Source organism: Oryzobacter terrae (assembly GCF_042756445.1).
Taxonomy (GTDB): domain Bacteria; phylum Actinomycetota; class Actinomycetes; order Actinomycetales; family Dermatophilaceae; genus Oryzobacter; species Oryzobacter terrae.
Map to the genome: position 1 here is coordinate 2,720,918 of NZ_CP170578.1, position 16,276 is coordinate 2,737,193.

Annotated in this window: 15 protein-coding genes and 1 pseudogene; 14 read left to right on the forward strand and 2 right to left on the reverse strand. The window is 76.1% G+C overall.

Annotation, left to right across the window (positions count from 1 at the left end; translation table 11 throughout):
- The first annotated feature begins 620 nt into the window (after positions 1–620).
- The 7 genes and pseudogenes from ACFWN3_RS12915 to ACFWN3_RS12945 form a co-directional block, all read left to right on the forward strand.
- Complete coding sequence (locus tag ACFWN3_RS12915; protein ID WP_377640195.1) at positions 621–1,538, forward strand: hypothetical protein; 918 nt, start codon at positions 621–623, stop codon at positions 1,536–1,538.
- Complete coding sequence (locus ACFWN3_RS12920; protein ID WP_377640197.1) at positions 1,535–2,701, forward strand: TadA family conjugal transfer-associated ATPase; 1,167 nt, start codon at positions 1,535–1,537, stop codon at positions 2,699–2,701. Before ACFWN3_RS12915 ends, ACFWN3_RS12920 begins: the two co-directional genes overlap by 4 nt.
- Positions 2,702–2,705: 4 nt before the next feature.
- The gene (locus ACFWN3_RS12925) at positions 2,706–3,551 is read left to right on the forward strand and encodes a hypothetical protein (RefSeq protein ID WP_377640199.1); all 846 of its coding nucleotides are present in this window, start codon (positions 2,706–2,708) and stop codon (positions 3,549–3,551) included.
- Positions 3,548–4,090 carry a type II secretion system F family protein gene (locus ACFWN3_RS12930; protein ID WP_377640200.1) on the forward strand — a complete coding sequence of 181 codons (543 nt, stop codon included), beginning with the start codon at positions 3,548–3,550 and terminating at the stop codon, positions 4,088–4,090. Before ACFWN3_RS12925 ends, ACFWN3_RS12930 begins: the two co-directional genes overlap by 4 nt.
- Positions 4,091–4,227: 137 nt before the next feature.
- Positions 4,228–4,434 (forward strand): DUF4244 domain-containing protein, encoded by a 207-nt coding sequence (locus ACFWN3_RS12935; protein ID WP_377640202.1) that lies wholly within the window; start codon positions 4,228–4,230, stop codon positions 4,432–4,434.
- A 20-nt stretch (positions 4,435–4,454) separates the two neighbouring features.
- Positions 4,455–4,787 carry a TadE family type IV pilus minor pilin gene (locus tag ACFWN3_RS12940; RefSeq protein WP_377640204.1) on the forward strand — a complete coding sequence of 111 codons (333 nt, stop codon included), beginning with the start codon at positions 4,455–4,457 and terminating at the stop codon, positions 4,785–4,787.
- A 63-nt stretch (positions 4,788–4,850) separates the two neighbouring features.
- Positions 4,851–5,207, forward strand: a pseudogene (locus ACFWN3_RS12945) (Rv3654c family TadE-like protein); the annotation flags it as partial.
- Between the two features lie 60 nt (positions 5,208–5,267).
- Here ACFWN3_RS12945 and ACFWN3_RS12950 read toward each other — a convergent pair.
- Together ACFWN3_RS12950 and ACFWN3_RS12955 are read right to left on the reverse strand one after the other, a co-directional pair.
- Positions 5,268–5,801: a hypothetical protein gene (locus tag ACFWN3_RS12950; RefSeq protein WP_377640206.1), complete on the reverse strand. Its 534-nt coding sequence runs from the start codon at positions 5,799–5,801 to the stop codon at positions 5,268–5,270.
- A 69-nt stretch (positions 5,802–5,870) separates the two neighbouring features.
- Positions 5,871–8,156: a DEAD/DEAH box helicase gene (locus tag ACFWN3_RS12955; RefSeq protein WP_377640207.1), complete on the reverse strand. Its 2,286-nt coding sequence runs from the start codon at positions 8,154–8,156 to the stop codon at positions 5,871–5,873.
- A gap of 76 nt (positions 8,157–8,232) precedes the next feature.
- Here ACFWN3_RS12955 and ACFWN3_RS12960 point away from each other — a divergent pair, with 76 nt between their 5' ends.
- From ACFWN3_RS12960 to ACFWN3_RS12990, 7 genes are all read left to right on the forward strand, one after another.
- On the forward strand, positions 8,233–8,568 hold the full coding sequence (locus tag ACFWN3_RS12960) for an STAS domain-containing protein (protein WP_377640209.1): 336 nt from the start codon (positions 8,233–8,235) through the stop codon (positions 8,566–8,568).
- Between the two features lie 230 nt (positions 8,569–8,798).
- A complete protein-coding gene (locus ACFWN3_RS12965; RefSeq protein ID WP_377640210.1) occupies positions 8,799–11,162 on the forward strand; it encodes a sodium-translocating pyrophosphatase in 2,364 nt (787 codons plus the stop codon).
- 271 nt (positions 11,163–11,433) lie between these two features.
- Positions 11,434–12,936, forward strand: coding sequence for a methyltransferase (locus ACFWN3_RS12970; protein WP_377640212.1), 1,503 nt, complete (start codon positions 11,434–11,436; stop codon positions 12,934–12,936).
- A 181-nt stretch (positions 12,937–13,117) separates the two neighbouring features.
- A complete protein-coding gene (locus ACFWN3_RS12975; RefSeq protein WP_377640214.1) occupies positions 13,118–13,651 on the forward strand; it encodes a hypothetical protein in 534 nt (177 codons plus the stop codon).
- A 191-nt stretch (positions 13,652–13,842) separates the two neighbouring features.
- A complete protein-coding gene (locus tag ACFWN3_RS12980; RefSeq protein WP_377640216.1) occupies positions 13,843–14,358 on the forward strand; it encodes a CHRD domain-containing protein in 516 nt (171 codons plus the stop codon).
- Between the two features lie 167 nt (positions 14,359–14,525).
- On the forward strand, positions 14,526–14,996 hold the full coding sequence (locus ACFWN3_RS12985) for a hypothetical protein (protein WP_377640218.1): 471 nt from the start codon (positions 14,526–14,528) through the stop codon (positions 14,994–14,996).
- Positions 14,997–15,004: 8 nt separating this feature from the next.
- Positions 15,005–16,273, forward strand: coding sequence for a phosphotransferase (locus ACFWN3_RS12990; RefSeq protein ID WP_377640220.1), 1,269 nt, complete (start codon positions 15,005–15,007; stop codon positions 16,271–16,273).
- Positions 16,274–16,276 lie beyond the last annotated feature (3 nt).

Genomic DNA, 16,276 nt, shown 5'->3' on the forward strand with positions numbered 1-16,276 from the left:
CGCCGTCGCTGGGGGGTCGCGCGTTCGGTCCGGCGGTGGTCCTGTGCTGGTCCGGTGGTCCGGTCCTCCACGCGAGGTGGTCGGGAGTCGTGGCGCCCCCCGGTCCGGGGGTGGTCGCCGGAGGCGTCACCTCGAGCCGCACGGGCCGCTCGTGGACCGCCGCGACGCCCCGGCATCACGGAGGTTTCTGTGAGCCGCCGATGATCAAGCGTTAAACATTGTCGTCGAAACCTACGGATTCCTTCGTCCTGAAGGGCTCCTGAGAACGAATCACGCAGGTGTGGTGCGGGGCTTGCGCGGAAGGGCCCCCATGGAGCACGATGAATCCACTCGCTCCCCTTCGGGGTTGAGCGAACGGCGGACCGGCTTCTCCCCCCCGGAGCTCGGCTCGCCGACGGCCCCGGTTGTCCCCCCGACCGGGGCCGTCCCACGTCCGGGCCCGGTTCGCCTTCCGGCTGGCGTCGTCCGTCACTGGTCCGGTCCGCGGTGACGCCCCGCGGTGCGCCCGCCAGGTCTGCAGCGTCCACCCCCGTCGTCCACAGGGTGGGTGCCGCGCGTGCCTCCTCCACAGGCCGGGGCCGGCGGTGGTCCTCGGGGTCCAGCCGTCGCAGGCTCGTGGCATGAGCCCATCACCCCTCGTCGCGGTCGTCGGCGCCTCCGGAGGTCTGGGGGCGAGCACCCTCGCGCTCGCCGTCGGACGCCGCCTCGCCGCACGCGCCGGTCCGCCGGTCGTCGTCGCCGATCTCGCGCAGTGCTCGGGCGGTCTCGAGGTCACGGCGGGGGTCGAGCACCTGCCGGGACGCCGGTGGTCCGACCTGCGCGAGGTCCGGGGCAGGGTGCCGGCCCGGCGGCTCGTGGGGACCCTGCCGGGGGAGGGCGGCTGCCACGTCCTGTCCGGGGCGCCGGGAGCCGGCGGCGGGGCGTCGGGGGTCGGCGGTGGGGTGGCGGGGGTCGGCGGTGGGGTGGCGGGGGTCGGCGGCGGGGCGTCGGGGGTCGGCGGTGGGGTGGCGGTCGAGGCCGTGGTCGAGGTCCTGGCGTCCCTGGACGACGGTGGCGTGCCGTGCGTCCTCGACCTTCCCGTCGCGAGCCCGCTCGTGCCCGAGGTCGTGGGGCGGGCACCCGTGGTCGCCCTGCTCGTCGCGCTGCGCACCCGTGGCGTGGCCGACGCCGAGGCCGCCGTCGAACGGCTCCTCGCGGCCGTCCCCGACACCGCGACGCGCGACCCGGACCTGTTCCTCGTGACGAGAGGGGGCCGCGCGGCGACCGACGTCCTCGATGACGTCGCCGCCCACCTCGGCGTGCGACACCTCCACCACCTGCGTGACGACGAGGGGGTCGCTCGCGACGCCGAGCGGGGCCTGTTCCCCGGGGTGTCCCGTGACGCGATGCGGCGCTGCGCCGACGAGGTCGTCGCGGCCCTCGGCGGGGTCGGCGTCGTCGGGAGCACCGGTGTCGGGGGCCTCGACGCGACGGACGGTCGGCGTGCCGGACCCGGCCGGGGCCGTCGTGGGCGTCGGTCGCCGGTGGGGGCCACGTGAGCGCGCACGGTCCGAGCACCGTCGTCGCGGCCGCCATCCGGGCCGGTCTCCCGCCCTCGGCCGCGGCGATCGCGAGCGTGGCGCGCGAGGAGGCGGGCGACCTCGGCGAGGCGCGCTTCGCCTCGGCGCGTGACCTCCTCTCCGAGCGGCTCGTCGGCCTCGGGCCGCTCGCCGGCCTCGTGCGCGACGCGACCGTCACCGACGTCCTCGTCAACGGGGACGGGACCGTGTGGGCCGACCGAGGTGGGGGCGTCGAGCGCGTCGGCGACGTCGCGCCGAGCGAGCTGCGCCCTCTCGCCGTGCGACTGGCGGGCCTCGCCGGCCGGCGGCTCGACGACGCCCAGCCGTGGGTCGACGGCGTGCTCCCCGGTGGCGTCCGCCTGCACGCCGTGCTCCCGCCGCTCGCCGACGGTGGGCCGCACCTGTCCCTGCGGGTCGCCCGGTTCCGGCCGAGCGGCGTGTCCGGCCTCGTCGGGCTCGGAGCCGCGTCGCCCGCGGTCGCGGCGGTCCTCCGGGCCCTCGTCGCCGCGCGGGCCTCGCTGGTCGTCACCGGCGGCACCGGGGCGGGGAAGACGACCGTGCTCGCGGCGCTCGTCGCCGAGTGCCCCGCCGCCGACCGCGTCGTCGTCGTCGAGGACGTCCGCGAGCTGGCGCCCGACCACCCCCACGTCATCCGGCTCCAGGGCCGCTCGCCGAACGTCGAGGGGCGCGGAGCGGTGACGCTCGTCGACCTCGTCCGCCAGTCGCTGCGGATGCGACCCGACCGGCTCGTCGTCGGGGAGGTCCGCGGCGCCGAGGTCCGCGAGCTCCTCGCGGCACTCAACACCGGACACGAGGGTGGGATGAGCACCCTGCACGCCAACGGACCCGACGAGGTCCCCGCGCGCATCGAGGCGCTCGCCGCGCTCGCGGGGATGCCGCGCCGGGCGGTGCACGCCCAGCTCCGGCGGGCCCTGCACGCCGTCGTCCACGTCTCCCGGGCCGACGGCGTCCGACGGGTGTCGGCGGTGGGCGTCGTCGTCCCCGATCCGAAGGAGGCCGGCGTCGTCCGCGTCGAGACGGCCCTGTCCGTCGTCGGGACCGGGGAGGTCCGCGGTCCCGGATGGCCCCGCCTCCTCGCGCTGGCTCCTTCGCTGCACGAGGGAGCCGGACGTGTCCCCTGACGGCGTGACAGCGGTCGCTGCCCTGCTCGCGGTCCTCGCCGTCCTTGCGTGGCCGGGCGACGGCGGGGGCCACGGCCGCTCGACGGGACGGGCCGGTCGGACCGGCCGGACCGATGCGCCGCACGGTTCGAGCGGCGCGGGCGGGTCGGTCGGAGACCCCGTCCCGGGCGGGGCCCGGACGTGGTGGCGGCGGTCGCGGGCGGCGTCGGGCGGTCACCGGGGCGTCCCCGGCGACGACGGGCGGTGGGTGGCCGACCTCGCCGAGGTGGTCGCCGTCGGGCTCGAGGCCGGTCTCGACCTCGCGGCGGCAGCCCTCGCGGCGGCGCGGTCGCCCGGGGTGGTGCGCTGCGCGCCGTGGCTGGTCGACCGGCTGGAGCAGGCACACCCCACCGGCGCGCCGATCTCGGCGTGCCTCGACCCGCCACCGGGCACCGGACCGGCCGTCCGGCGCGACCTCGACGTCCTCGTGGCCGCCTGGCGACTGGCCGAGGAAGCGGGTGCCCCGGCCGCCGAGGTCACCGCAGCCGCGGCCGGGGCGGTGAGGGAGCGACGTGCGGCCCGCCAGCGCGCTGCCGTGGCCGTGGCGGGTCCCCGCGCGTCGATGTGGCTCCTCACGACACTTCCCCTCGTCGGGCCGGTCGGTGGGGCGCTCGTCGGGTTCGGACCCGAACGCCTCTATGGCTCCGGACCGGCGCGGACCGTGGCCGTCGGCGGGCTCGTCCTCACGGCCGGGGGCTGGTGTTGGGCGCGGTCGGTGCTCTCTCGCGCAACCCGGCCCGGGACGACCGGTGCCCCCGAGGTCGACGGGGTGCGCCCGTCCGGAGACGGAGCGGGACGGACGAGGGAGTGAGTGCGGTCGCGGTCCTGCTCGCCGTGGCGGCGGTCCTCTTGGCTCCTCGGCGACGGGCTCCCGTGCCCGGGCCACGGGCCCACGGGTCGTCGGCAGCAGCAGGGCCGGCCACCGTCGACGACGCGGCGGCGGCACTCGTCCTCGTCGCGGCCACGCTCCGGAGCGGCAGCGGGGCGGTCGAGGCGCTCGAGGAGGTCGCCCGCGTGGTCGAGGGCCCGGCGGGTCAGGAGCTCGCCGTCGTCGCGGCCGCACACCGCTGGGGTGAGCCCGCCGACCGGGCGTGGGAGCACGTCGGCCCGGGCTGGGCCGCCGCGGCGGTCGCGTGGCACGCCGCCCACGACGCCGGAGCGGCGCCGGCCGGCCTCCTCGCCGCGGCCGCGGCGCGGATGCGCGAGGAGGAGGGACGACGCCTCGAGACGGCTCTGCACCGGTCCGGCGTCCTCCTCGTGCTGCCGCTGGGCCTGTGCTTCCTGCCCGGTTTCGTCGCGACGACGGTGGCCCCGGTGGTCCTCCAGCTCGTGGGGTCGGTCCTGCGGTGACCGTGCTCGGTCGTCCACAGGCCGACCGGCCCGGGAGCTGTGTCCACAGCTTCCAGCCCGCGCCGCCACCGAGGTCGCCGACCACCGAGAGTGGACCGAGGCGGTGCGAAGGCCGCACCGGGAGAGGGGAGTTCACCATGACCACGAGAGTCGTCCGGGGATGTCGGCGGGTCGCGGCCAGGGTCCGCGCGCTCGGGGAGAGCGGCATGACGACGGCCGAGTACGCGGTGGGGACGATGGCCGCCGTCGCCTTCGCCGCGCTCCTGCTGGCGATCGTGCGGTCGGGTCCGGTCAAGTCCGCGCTGTCGAAGGTCATCGTCAGCGCGCTCGGCGCCGGGTCGTGACGAGGGCGCGACGGCGGGAGGTGGGGACGGCCACCGCGGAGCTCGCGGTGGCCCTCCCCGCCCTCGTCCTCGTGCTCGCGGCATCCTTGGCCGCGCTCGACCTCGGCGTGGACCAGGTGCGCTGCGTCGACGCCGCCCGCAGCGCCGCCCGCCTCGTCGCGCGCGGCGACCCCGAGGCCCGGGCGGTCGAGGAGGCGCGGCGCGCGGGCCCTCCGGGCGCCGTCGTCACGGTGTCCGTCGTGGGTGCGCGGGTGACCGTCGAGGTCGTCGGGCCGGTGCCGACCCTGTTGGGAGCCCTGGGTCTGGGTGCTCCTCGCGCCACGGCGACGGCGCGGCTCGAGGTGGCGCCGTGATGCCGGGAAAGGCCGAACCGTGACGCCGGGGACGGCCGTCCCGACGCGCAGGGGGGCCGGGTGGTGACGCGTCCGGGGGTCCGGCGAGGCGCGTCCGATCAGCGCGGGAGCGCGACCGTGCTCACGGCGGGAGCCGTCGCGGCCACCGTCGTCGTGCTCGTCGCGGCGCTGGTCGTCGCCAGCGTCGTCCGCGACGTCCACCGGGCCCGGGCGGCGGCGGACCTCGCCGCGCTCGCCGGTGCCGGGCCGCTCGTCGAAGGCGGGCCGGTCGACTGCCCGGGCGCGGCAGAGGTCGCGGCCGGCAACGGCGCCCGGCTCACGGGCTGCCGGCCCGGGCTCGACGGCTCGGTGAGGGTCACCGTGTCGGTGTCGCTCCAGCCCGTCGTTCAGCGCCTCGGGTGGCGCGATGCCGTCGCCACCGCGAGGGCCGGAGTGGTCGACGCCGCGGCAGGGGGACCGACCCCGAGAGCGAGCGGCCGGTCAGTGGCCGGTCGGCGGGGGCGGCGGCGGGGTCGAGCCGCTCGGGGCGATCGGCGGGTCCCCGGCGCGGCCGGTGCTGCCGGTGCTGCCGGGTCCGCCGGTGGTGGCGTGGGTGCCGTCCGCGCGGGTCGCCGCGTCGCCCGCTCCGCCCTGGGCCTGCACCTGCTGGCGCAGCGCAGCGGTCTCCTCCTCGCGGCGACGGCGCTCCTCCTCGAGCTCGCGCTCGCGGGCGGCCATCTGCTCCTTGACGCGGCGCTCCTCCTCGACCCTGCGCGCCTCGGCGGTGGCGGCGGCCTCCTTGGCCTCCACGCGCTTGCGCTTGCCGCGGCGCAGGCCGCTGCGCATCAGGGCCCAGCCGAGCCAGAACAGCGAGATGACCACCATGCCGGTGACGAGGAGCGTCAGCGGCGGCAGGCTGAGGGTGCCGCCGAGGATCGAGATGTCGACCGTGTCGGTGAGCTGCGCGGTGCCGGCGAACAGCAGCACGCCGGCCGCGACCGCGACGAGGATGAGGATGAGTCCGAGGAGCACCATGCGTCGGACCCTACCGGCGCCCCGGCCGTGTCCACGCCTCGTGAGCAGGGCCGTTGCCCACCGACGGGCTCAGGTCGTCGCGGGGGCGAGGGCGAGCTCGAGGACGGTCACGGCGGCCGCCTTGTCGAGCGGCTCGTTGCCGTTGCCGCACTTCGGCGACTGCACGCACGCGGGACACCCCGAGGCGCACGGGCACCCGAGGACGGCGTCGCGAGTGGCGCGGACCCACGCCTCGAACGCGGTGAACCCCCGCTCGGCGAAACCCGCTCCGCCGGGGTAGCCGTCGAAGACCATGACGGTCGGCATCCCGGTGTCGGGATGGAGCGCGGTCGAGACCCCGCCCACGTCCCAGCGGTCGGAGGTCGCGACGAGGGGGAGCATCCCGATGGCCGCGTGCTCGGCCGCGTGGAGGGCGCCGGGCACCCGTGCCTCCTCCACCCCCGACGCCTCGAGGACCTCCGCGGGGACGGTCCACCACACGGCTTTCGTCGTGAGCGAGCGCTCGGGAAGGTCGAGCGGATGGGTGCCGAGCACCTCGCCCGACGGCAGCCGTCGGATGAAGCCGGTGACCTGGGTCGTGACCCGCACGCTGCCGAACGCCACGTCGACTCGGGCCCGTCGCTCGATGCGCTCGCGGTCGAGGATGTCGAAGCGGCTCACCGACTGCGCGCTCGTCGACCAGCCCGGGTCGCCGCGCACGACGTGGGCCGCCCGCGCCTCGAGGTCGAGCTCGGTGACGACCCAGGTGTCTCCCTGGTGGACGTGGACGGCCCCGGTGTGGACCTGCCCGTGCGCGGCCGCCTCGTCGACGGTGCCGAGGACGCGGCCGGTACGGGTCTCGACGACCGCCACGACGTCGTTGACCCCCCGCAGCGAGATGTGGTCGGACGGTCGGTCGTCACGGGCCCAGAACCACCCGGCCGGTCGCCGCCGCAGGATCCCCTTGATGACGAGGGCGTCGACGAGAGGCCGCGCGTCGGGACCGAACATCGCGAGGTCGTCGTCACCGAGGGGGAGCTCCGCCGCCGCGGCCGCGAGGTGCGGCCCGAGGACGTGGGGGTTGTGCGGGTCCATGACGGTCGCCTCGACCGGGGCCCCGAAGATCGCCTCGGGGTGGCGCACGAGGTAGGAGTCGAGCGGGTCGTCGGCGGCGACGAGCACCGCGAGCGACTCCTCGCCCGACCGCCCGGCCCGGCCGGCCTGCTGCCACAGGCTGGCGCGCCGTCCCGGCCACCCGGCCATGACGACGGCGTCGAGGCCGCTGACGTCGATGCCGAGCTCGAGCGCGTTCGTCGCGGCGAGCCCGCGCAGCGCCCCCGACCGCAGCCGACCCTCGAGCTCGCGGCGCTCCTGCGGGAGGTAGCCGCCCCGGTAGGCCGCGACGCCCTCCCCACCGATCGGGTCGTCGTGCTCCACCCGCCGTCGGGCGTTGCTCGCCAGGGCCTCGGCGCCTGCCCGGCTGCGGGCGAAGGCCACGGCCTGGACGCCGTCGAGCACGAGCGTGGCGAGGATCTCGGCGGCCTCCGTCGTCGCCGAGCGGCGCTCCCCGTCGTCGTCCGCCGAGGGCTCCCAGAGGGCGAAGGTCATCGCGCCCCGGGGCGAGCCGTCCTCGGTGACCGCCGCCACCGGCAGCCCCACGAGGTGAGACGCATGGGCCGCCGGGGCGCTGACCGTGGCCGAGGCGAGGACGAAGGTCGGGAAGGAGCCGTAGCGCGCCGCCACCCGCCGCAGCCGCCGCAGCACCGACGACACGTGCGACCCGAACACGCCGCGGTACACGTGGCACTCGTCGACGACGACGTACTGCAGCGAGCGCAGGAAGCGCGACCAGCGGTCGTGGCCCGGGAGCAGCGAGTGGTGGAGCAGGTCGGGGTTGGTCAGCACGACGTTGGCGTGCTCGCGCACCCAGCGCCGCTCGTCGGGAGGAGTGTCGCCGTCGTAAGTCGCCGCCCGCACGCCGGGCACGGCCATCGCCTCGATCCGGGCCAGCTGGTCGGCCGCGAGGGCCTTGGTCGGCGAGAGGTAGAGGGCGGTCGCGCCCCGCCGCCCCGGCGTGAACGAGCCCTCGGAGGCCGCGGAGAGGACCGGGACGAGGTACCCGAGGCTCTTGCCCGAGGCCGTCCCGGTGGCGAGGACGACGTGGCCCCCGCCCATCGCGAGGTCGAGGGCGGCGCGCTGGTGCGACCACGGTCGCTCGATCCCGGCGGCCAGCAGCGCCGAGAGCACCGCGGGCGCGACCCCGGCCGGCCACTGGGCCAGACGGGCCTCGCGGGCCGGCACGCGCTCGACGTGCAGGAGGCGGTCGGCCCGACCCTGAGACGTGAGCACAGCAAGGTGCTGGGCAGGACTGGACACGACGGTTACGGTAATCCTCGTCCCCGACACGCCAGTGGGGACGCCTGACCTGCAGTGTCGAGAGGAACTCACGCCCGTGGAGCTGTCCGTCACCACGTCTCGCCAGGGCGACGTCACCATCGTGTCCGTCGCCGGCGAGGTCGACGTCTACACGGCCGCCCAGCTGCGCGCCGCCCTCGACGAGGAGGTGGCCGCCGGCCACGTCGAGCTCGTCGTCGACCTCGACGACGTCACCTTCCTCGACTCCACGGGGCTCGGGGTGCTCGTCGGACGGCTCAAGCTCGTCCGCAACCAGTCCGGCTGGCTGCGGCTCGTCTGCGCGAACGAGCGCATCCTGCGCGTCTTCCGGATCACCGGCCTCGACAAGGTCTTCGGGATCCACGCCTCGCTCGACGAGGCCCTCGCCGCCTGACGCGGGCCGCTCCACCCGAGCGGCGACAGCCGGCGGCGGCCGGCCACCGCGCCGACACGCGACGCGCCTCCCCCGCGTCCTGCCGGGGCATTCACCCCCGCGGGGTGATCTGCGCCACACCGGTCCAGGTGGAACGACTCCCGTGACCGCCCGGTACAGTGCGCGCGGGCGTCCCTGCCCATAGGCGCTCGCGCCCGGGGACGCAAAAATCACCCGTCAAGGAGGATGGAATGGCACCCCTCGCTCTCGCTTCGGCTGAGTCGAGCTCTGGCCTGGACCTCGTCGGGACGAACCTCACCCTCGTCATCACCGTCGCGGTCATCGCGATCGTGGCGCTCGTCATGGGCTTCGTCTTCCGCAAGCAGGTCCTCGCCGCCGACCCCGGCACCGAGAAGATGCAGGAGATCGGTGCGGCCGTGGAAGAGGGCGCGCAGGCCTACCTCGCGCGCCAGTTCAAGACGCTCGCGATCTTCGTGGTGCTCGTCTTCGGCCTCCTCCTGCTGCTGCCCGCCGACGGCGCCGACGTCCGATGGGGCCGCTCCGGCTTCTTCGTCCTCGGCGCGGTGTTCTCGGCGGCGATCGGCTACCTCGGCATGAGCCTGGCCGTCAAGGCCAACGTCCGCGTCGCCTCGGCGGCCCGGCACGAGAACGGCCGTGACGTCGGCATGCGGATCGCGTTCCGCACCGGCGGCACCGTCGGCATGGCCACCGTCGGCCTCGGCCTGCTCGGCGCCGCCGTCGTCGTCATCATCTACAAGGGCGACGCCCCCAAGGTCCTCGAGGGCTTCGGCTTCGGCGCCGCCCTCCTCGCGATGTTCATGCGTGTCGGTGGAGGCATCTTCACCAAGGCCGCCGACGTCGGCGCCGACCTCGTCGGCAAGATCGAGGCCGGCATCCCCGAGGACGACCCGCGCAACGCCGCGACGATCGCCGACAACGTCGGCGACAACGTCGGCGACTGCGCCGGCATGGCCGCCGACCTCTTCGAGTCCTACGCCGTCACCCTCGTCGCCGCGCTCATCCTCGGTTCGGTGGCCTTCGGCGAGTACGGCCTGGTCTTCCCGCTCATCGTCCCGGCGATCGGCGCGGTCACCGCGCTGCTCGGCGTCTACATCACCAAGGCCCGTCCGGGCGAGAACGCGCTGAGCGCCATCAACCGCGGGTTCTACATCGCGGCCGCCGTCTCGGCGGTCCTGTCGGCCGTCGCGGCCTACACCTACCTGCCGTCGACCTACGCCGAGCTCGGCTCGAGCAACGAGCAGATCAACGCCCTCACCGGTGACCCGCGCCTCGCGGCCCTGCTCGCGGTCATCATCGGCATCGTCCTCGCCGGCGTCATCCTCTGGCTCACCGGCCACTACACCGGCACCGACAAGCGCCCGACGATCGACGTCGCGCGCACCTCGCTCACCGGCCCGGCGACCGTGGTGCTCTCGGGCATCGGCGTCGGCCTCGAGTCGGCCGTCTTCACCGCCGGCATCATCGGTGGCGCGGTCTACCTCGCCTACCTCCTCGGTGGCGGCGCGGTGGCCCTGTCGCTCTTCCTCATCGCCCTCGCCGGCTGCGGCCTGCTGACCACGGTCGGCGTCATCGTCGCCATGGACACCTTCGGGCCCGTCTCGGACAACGCCCAGGGCATCGCCGAGATGTCGGGCGACGTCGACGAGGAGGGCGCGCAGATCCTCACCGAGCTCGACGCCGTCGGCAACACGACCAAGGCCATCACCAAGGGCATCGCGATCGCGACGGCGGTCCTTGCGGCCACCGCGCTGTTCGGGTCGTACACCGACGCGTGGCAGAGCGCCGTGCGCGCCCTCGACGTCTCGGGCATCACCGAGGCCGAGGGCAACGCGTTCCTCGACAGCGCGGTCGGGCTCATCACGGCCCCGAACACGCTCGTCGGCGTCATCATCGGTGCCGCGGTCGTCTTCCTCTTCTCGGGCCTGGCCATCAACGCGGTGACCCGCGCGGCCGGCGCCATCGTCTTCGAGGTGCGTCGCCAGTTCCGCGAGCACCCCGGGATCATGGACTACACCGAGAAGCCCGAGTACGGCCGCGTCGTCGACATCTGCACCCGTGACTCGCTGCGCGAGCTCGCGACCCCGGGTCTCCTCGCCGCGCTCATGCCCGTCGCCGTCGGCTTCGGTCTCGGCATCGGCCCGCTGGCCGGCTTCCTCGCCGGTGCCATCGGCTCGGGTGCGCTCATGGCCGTCTTCCTCGCCAACTCCGGTGGCGCGTGGGACAACGCGAAGAAGATCGTCGAGGACGGTGCCCACGGCGGCAAGGGCTCCGAGGCGCACGCGGCCACGGTCATCGGCGACACCGTCGGCGACCCGTTCAAGGACACCGCCGGTCCCGCCATCAACCCGCTGCTCAAGGTCATGAACCTCGTGTCGGTGCTCATCGCGCCGGCCATCGTGACCCTGTCGATCGGGCCCGGCGAGTCGGCGCCGATCCGCTACGGCATCGCCGGTGTCGCGGTCGTCATCCTCGTCGCCGCGGTCACCTACTCCAAGAGCAAGGACCTGGCCATCGGGGGCGACCACGACCCCGACGCCCAGCTCGCGCAGGAGCAGCACCCCGCCCAGGTCTGACGACCGGCGCGCAGGCGCACCGAAGGGCCGGGTCTCCGACTGGGGGACCCGGCCCTTCGCGTCCGTCGGCCGCGTGTGCCGAGGTGTCTGCCGGGGCGACCACCTGAGCACACGCGCCGGTGGTGGTCGGTCGCGTGTGCCGAGGTGGCTGCCGGGGCGACCGGTTGAGCACACGCGGCGACAGCTCCCGGTCGCGTGTGCCGAGGTGGCTGCCAGGGCGACCACCTGAGCACACGCGACGGGTGGGGCGGGGCGCAATAGGCTCGACCCGATGACCGACACCACGCCCCGCGTCGACCCCGACCTCGTCCGCGACCTGCGCGCCGACCTCGTCGCCTCCGGCTTCACCGTCGCGGGCGTCACCGGGCTGCTCGGCCCGATGGCCGCGGCCGCCCTCGACCGCGAGCAGGCCCTGCCGGCGCAACGCGTCACCGCCGCGTCGGACAGCCCGTGCGCGACCCTCGTGCGGCTGTTCACCCTCGGCGACCCGGTCGACCTCGCGGAGGTCGCTGCCGCACTGCCGACCCTCGGGGTGGAGGGCGCCGTCGCCCTTCGCCTCGTCGTGCCGGAGGGCGACGGCGTCGTCGCCCGCTGCGACCTGCGCCCCTACGCGGCCGACGCCCGCGACTGGTGGGTCGCCTCCGACCTCGGGGAGCTCGCCACCGGCGGGCCCCTGCGCCAGGACCACGTCCTCGGCATCGGTGGCGCCACGACGACGCTCGCGGCGTGGACCCCGCGTCCCCACGTCGAGCGCGCCCTCGACGTCGGCACCGGCTCGGGGGTCCAGGCCCTCCACCTCGAGGCGCACGCCGACGAGGTCGTCGTCACCGACGTCTCCGAGCGAGCCCTCGCCTACGCACGCTTCAACGCCGCCCTCGACGAGTCCGAGTGGGACGTGCGCTCCGGGTCGATGCTCGAACCCGTGGCGGGGGAGCGCTTCGGCCTCGTCGTCAGCAACCCGCCGTTCGTCATCACGCCCCGGTCGGGCGAGGTCCCCCTCTTCGAGTACCGCGACGGGGGCCGGTCCGGCGACGCCGTCGTGGCCGACCTCGTCCGGCGGGTCGGCGACCACCTCGAGCCCGGCGGCATCGCCCAGTTCCTCGGCAACTGGGAGGTGCCGCGCGGGACGACGTGGACGCAGCGACTCTCCGGCTGGCTCGAGGGCACCGGCCTCGACGCGTGGGTCGTCCAGCGCGAGGTCCAGGACCCGGCCGAGTACGCCGAGACGTGGGCCCGCGACGGTGGACACCACACCGGCACCGCCGACTTCAACGCGATGTACGACGCCTGGCTCGACGACTTCGCCACCCGCGACGTCGAGTCGATCGGCTTCGGGATCGTCACCCTCCAGCGCCCACGGACCGGGCGCGAGCCCTTCGTCGACCTCATGGACGTCCCGGGACCGGTCGCCCTGCCGATGGGGCCCGCGGTCCTCGCCGGGCTCGACGCGCGCTCGTGGCTCGCCGACACCGACGACGAGGCCGTCCTCGAGCTCCCGTGGACCTGCGCCCCCGACGTCCACGAGGAACGGCACACGATGCCGGGCTCCCCGGACCCCACCGTCATCCTCCTGCGCCAGGGTGGAGGGCTCCGGCGCCACCTGACCCTGTCGACCGTCACCGCGGCCTTCGTCTCCGTGTGCGACGGCGAGCTCGGCGCCGGGGTCGCCGCCGCGGCCATCGCCGGGCTGCTCGGGCTCGAGGACGACGCGGTGCGCACCGAGGTCGCGGCGTTCGTCCGCGAGGCCGCGAAGGACGGGCTCCTCCGGCGTTGACCCGCGCGAGCGCGAGCGGCGGCGCGCCCGATGATGAGGACAACCTGAGGACGCGGGGATCGGATCGCCGCGTTCGACAGGAGGCGACCCCGGTGCGGGGCCATCATGGGGACGTCGCGAGCAGGGCGTGGCGCCGTGCCCGTGGTGGCCGCCGGCCGCCCCTGACCACAGGAGAACCCCCATGACGTCGTTGCCCCGCAAGGCGTGGATCGTCACCGGAGCCCTCGGTGCGATCGCCGTGACCGGGTCGCTGACCGCGACGGCGGCCGCCCAGCCGGCCGCCCGTGTGCCCGCGGCGGCCGCCGTGGCCGCCCCGGGGAACGTGTCCCTCGCCGAGGAGCGCTCCGCGCTGGGCCAGGAGCGTGCGGCGGCCGTGCGCGCCAGGGCCGCCGCGGCCCGTGCGGCGAAGGCCACGGCGGCCGCCGAGCGCAAGGCCGCGGCCGCGAAGGCCCGCGCCGCCAAGGTCGCGGCCGCCAAGGCCGGGGCCGCGGCAGCCGCTGCGGCGGCCGAGGCCTCGGCCACGTCCGCCGTCACACCGGCCAGCCCGACGACGTCGGCGAGCGCGGCGTCCGCGCCGAGTGCGAGCTCGGCCCCGACCACCGCCTCGGCCGCCAGCGGGGCGTCCGCCCCCAGCGGGCCGTCCGCACCGAGCGCGGCCAGCGCCCCGAGCGCCCCCAGCGCGGCCAGCCCCGCGTCGGCTCCCAGCGCCGACTGACCCGCCGCCCCCACCACGCCTCCACGCGTCCACGGCTCCACGGCTCCACCGTGGGGCCGTGGAGGCGGGATCGCCGGGCACGCCTCGTCCCCTGAGGACGTGCTGTGAGTGCGGTCACATCCATGCGGGCGAGCGCGCCGAACCCTCCTCACGGGCCGCAGCAGGTCGGCCCCCGTCGAAGGGTTCCCCAGATGCGCACACGAGTCATCGCCGCCGTCATCGGCGTCGCCGGAGTGGGGGCCCTCGTGGCCGCTCCCGCGTTCGCCGGTCACACCAACACCCTCCTCGAGGCCTCGCTCACCGGACGGGCGCAGGTCGCCGCCGATGGGTCGAAGAAGCTGTCGGGCGACCCGAACGGCCGCGGGAGCGTCTACGTCTTCGGCATCGACGGCGACCCCACGACGCTCTGCTACGTCCTCGAGGTCGACAAGGTCGCCGAGACCGACCTCGCGCCGGGCAACGGCCGCGCGGCCCACATCCACCGCGGGGCCGAGGGCACCAACGGCCCCGTCGAGGTCAACCTCGCGTGGCCGCAGGACGGCCAGGCGGCCGACTGCCTCACCGAGGGCGAGGCCGGCAAGGGGCTCGACCCGGGCGAGGTGCAGCGCATCCTCGCCGACCCGGCCGCCTACTACGTCAACGTCCACAACACCGAGTTCCCGAACGGCGCGGTCCGCGGCCAGCTGCACGGCGACCACGACCACTGATCCGCACCACGGCACCGGCGGGTCGCGGAAGGGCGGCAGAGCCCCTCCCGCGACCCGCCGGGTCGATGAGGAGTCCCTCATCGACCCGTCATGATGGCCTCATGGCCGGCAGGGAGGCTGGTGCGTACCCGGCGGCGAGGTGCCGCCCGACATCAGGAGAGACCGTCATGACGAAGCTTCCCCGCACCACCTGGGCCGTCACCGGAGCGCTCGGCGCGCTTGCCGTCGCCGGCGCCGTCGCGACCGCCGGTGTCGCCGCCGCCGACACGCAGGACGCCACCACCGCGCCGACGTCGGTCGCCACGACCTCGGCGGCCGACCCCTCGCTCGTCCCCGGCGCCGACAACGCCCGCTCGGCCGCCACGGCCTCCCCCTCGGCCACCGCGACCGCGACCCCGAAGGCCACCACGGTCGCCGACACGACGACCACGTCGGCGACCCCCGCCAGCGCCCGCACCGCGGTGACCCCCGCGAGCCCGCGCACCGCCGCCACCCCGAACACGGCCACCACCCCCAACACCCCGGTCTCCGCCAACACGCCGAACACGCCGAACACCCCCGCCTCGGCGGCGTCCCCGGTCAGCCCGGTCAGCCCCCGCACCCCGAACAGCCCGGTGTCCGCACCGAGCGCGAGCTGATCTCGCCCGTGCCCGACCGCGGCGCCCCGTCCGCCCCCGCCCCTCCCACCGGAGGACCGGGGGCGGACGAGGCCGCCACGCTCGCGCTCCTCACCGGACCCGCGGCGGCCGAGGTGCTCGGCGCCGTCCTCGCCACGGCCGGCGCCGAGGTCGTCGACCACGAGGTCCACCACGTCGAGCACCGCCCTGGCGACGGGGTCACGGTCGGCTACCGCGCCTGGGTGCGAGCCGTCGGGCGAACCGACGCCGAGCCCACCGAGGAGTACCTGCTCGTCAGCTCGAGCCGCGGCCGCGACGTCCTCGACGACGCCCGCGACCTCGTGCGGCTCGAGGGCCCGGACGGGCGGCTGCTCGCTTGGCGCCATCCCGACGACCCCGCGCTGCCGGCCCTCCGGCAGGGCTGCGACCCCACCCTCCTCGAGGACGTCCTCCCCGGCAGCGGCCCGGTCACCGACCTCGAGCTCGTCGGCTACCGGCCCCTGCGTCGCGCCGTCGTGCGGGCCGGTCGGGACGGCCGGACGAGCTGGGTCAAGGTGCTGCGGCCACGGGCCGGCCGCGGGGGAGCCCCCGACGTCCTCGACCGCCACACCCGGCTCCTCGCCGCGGGCCTGCCCGTCCCGCGCGTGACCGCCTCGACGCCCGACGGCCTCGTCGTCCTCGACCACCTGCCCGGCTCACCGCTCGTCGGGGCGATCGGTGAGGACGACGCGCGCGGCCTCGACGTCGCCCACCTCGTCACCCTGCTCGACCGGCTCCCGCAGGACGCGGTCGACCTGCCGCGCCGCGCCCCCTGGTCGGAGCGGGCCGACGCCTACGCCGACGGGATCGCAGCCTCCGCCGCCCACGCGGGCCTCACCGGCGAGGCCGAGCGTGCGCGGGCGGTGGCCCGTGCCGTCCTCGAGCGCTCCCGCCGGCTCGACCTCGGTCCGGTCGTCCCGACGCACGGCGACTTCCACGAGGGTCAGCTGACCGTCGACCGCGACGGACCCGGCCGGCCCTGGCGGGTCGCCGGCCTGCTCGACGTCGACACCGTCGGTCCCGGCCACCGGGTCGACGACCTCGCCTGCCTCGTCGCGTACGCCCTCGCCATGGGTGGCCCGGGGGAGCGGGTGGCCCGCCGCTGGGAGGCGGAGGCGCGCACCCTCGCTGCTCCCGACGTCCTCGCGGTCCGCACCGCCGGCGTCCTCCTCTCGCTCGCCGCCGGCGCCGTCCACGGCCACGGGCCGACCCCGGTGGGCGCCCTCCTCGACGCCGCGCAGGAGCGGCTCGACGGCTGACCC

Coding starts and splice junctions, on each gene's coding strand:
- ACFWN3_RS12915 (WP_377640195.1), top strand. CDS start 621: ATGAGCCCATCACCCCTCGTCGCGGTCGTCGGCGCCTCCGGAGGTCTG.
- ACFWN3_RS12935 (WP_377640202.1), top strand. CDS start 4,228: ATGACCACGAGAGTCGTCCGGGGATGTCGGCGGGTCGCGGCCAGGGTC.
- ACFWN3_RS12950 (WP_377640206.1), bottom strand. CDS start 5,801: ATGGTGCTCCTCGGACTCATCCTCATCCTCGTCGCGGTCGCGGCCGGC.
- ACFWN3_RS12965 (WP_377640210.1), top strand. CDS start 8,799: ATGGCACCCCTCGCTCTCGCTTCGGCTGAGTCGAGCTCTGGCCTGGAC.
- ACFWN3_RS12970 (WP_377640212.1), top strand. CDS start 11,434: ATGACCGACACCACGCCCCGCGTCGACCCCGACCTCGTCCGCGACCTG.
- ACFWN3_RS12975 (WP_377640214.1), top strand. CDS start 13,118: ATGACGTCGTTGCCCCGCAAGGCGTGGATCGTCACCGGAGCCCTCGGT.
- ACFWN3_RS12980 (WP_377640216.1), top strand. CDS start 13,843: ATGCGCACACGAGTCATCGCCGCCGTCATCGGCGTCGCCGGAGTGGGG.
- ACFWN3_RS12985 (WP_377640218.1), top strand. CDS start 14,526: ATGACGAAGCTTCCCCGCACCACCTGGGCCGTCACCGGAGCGCTCGGC.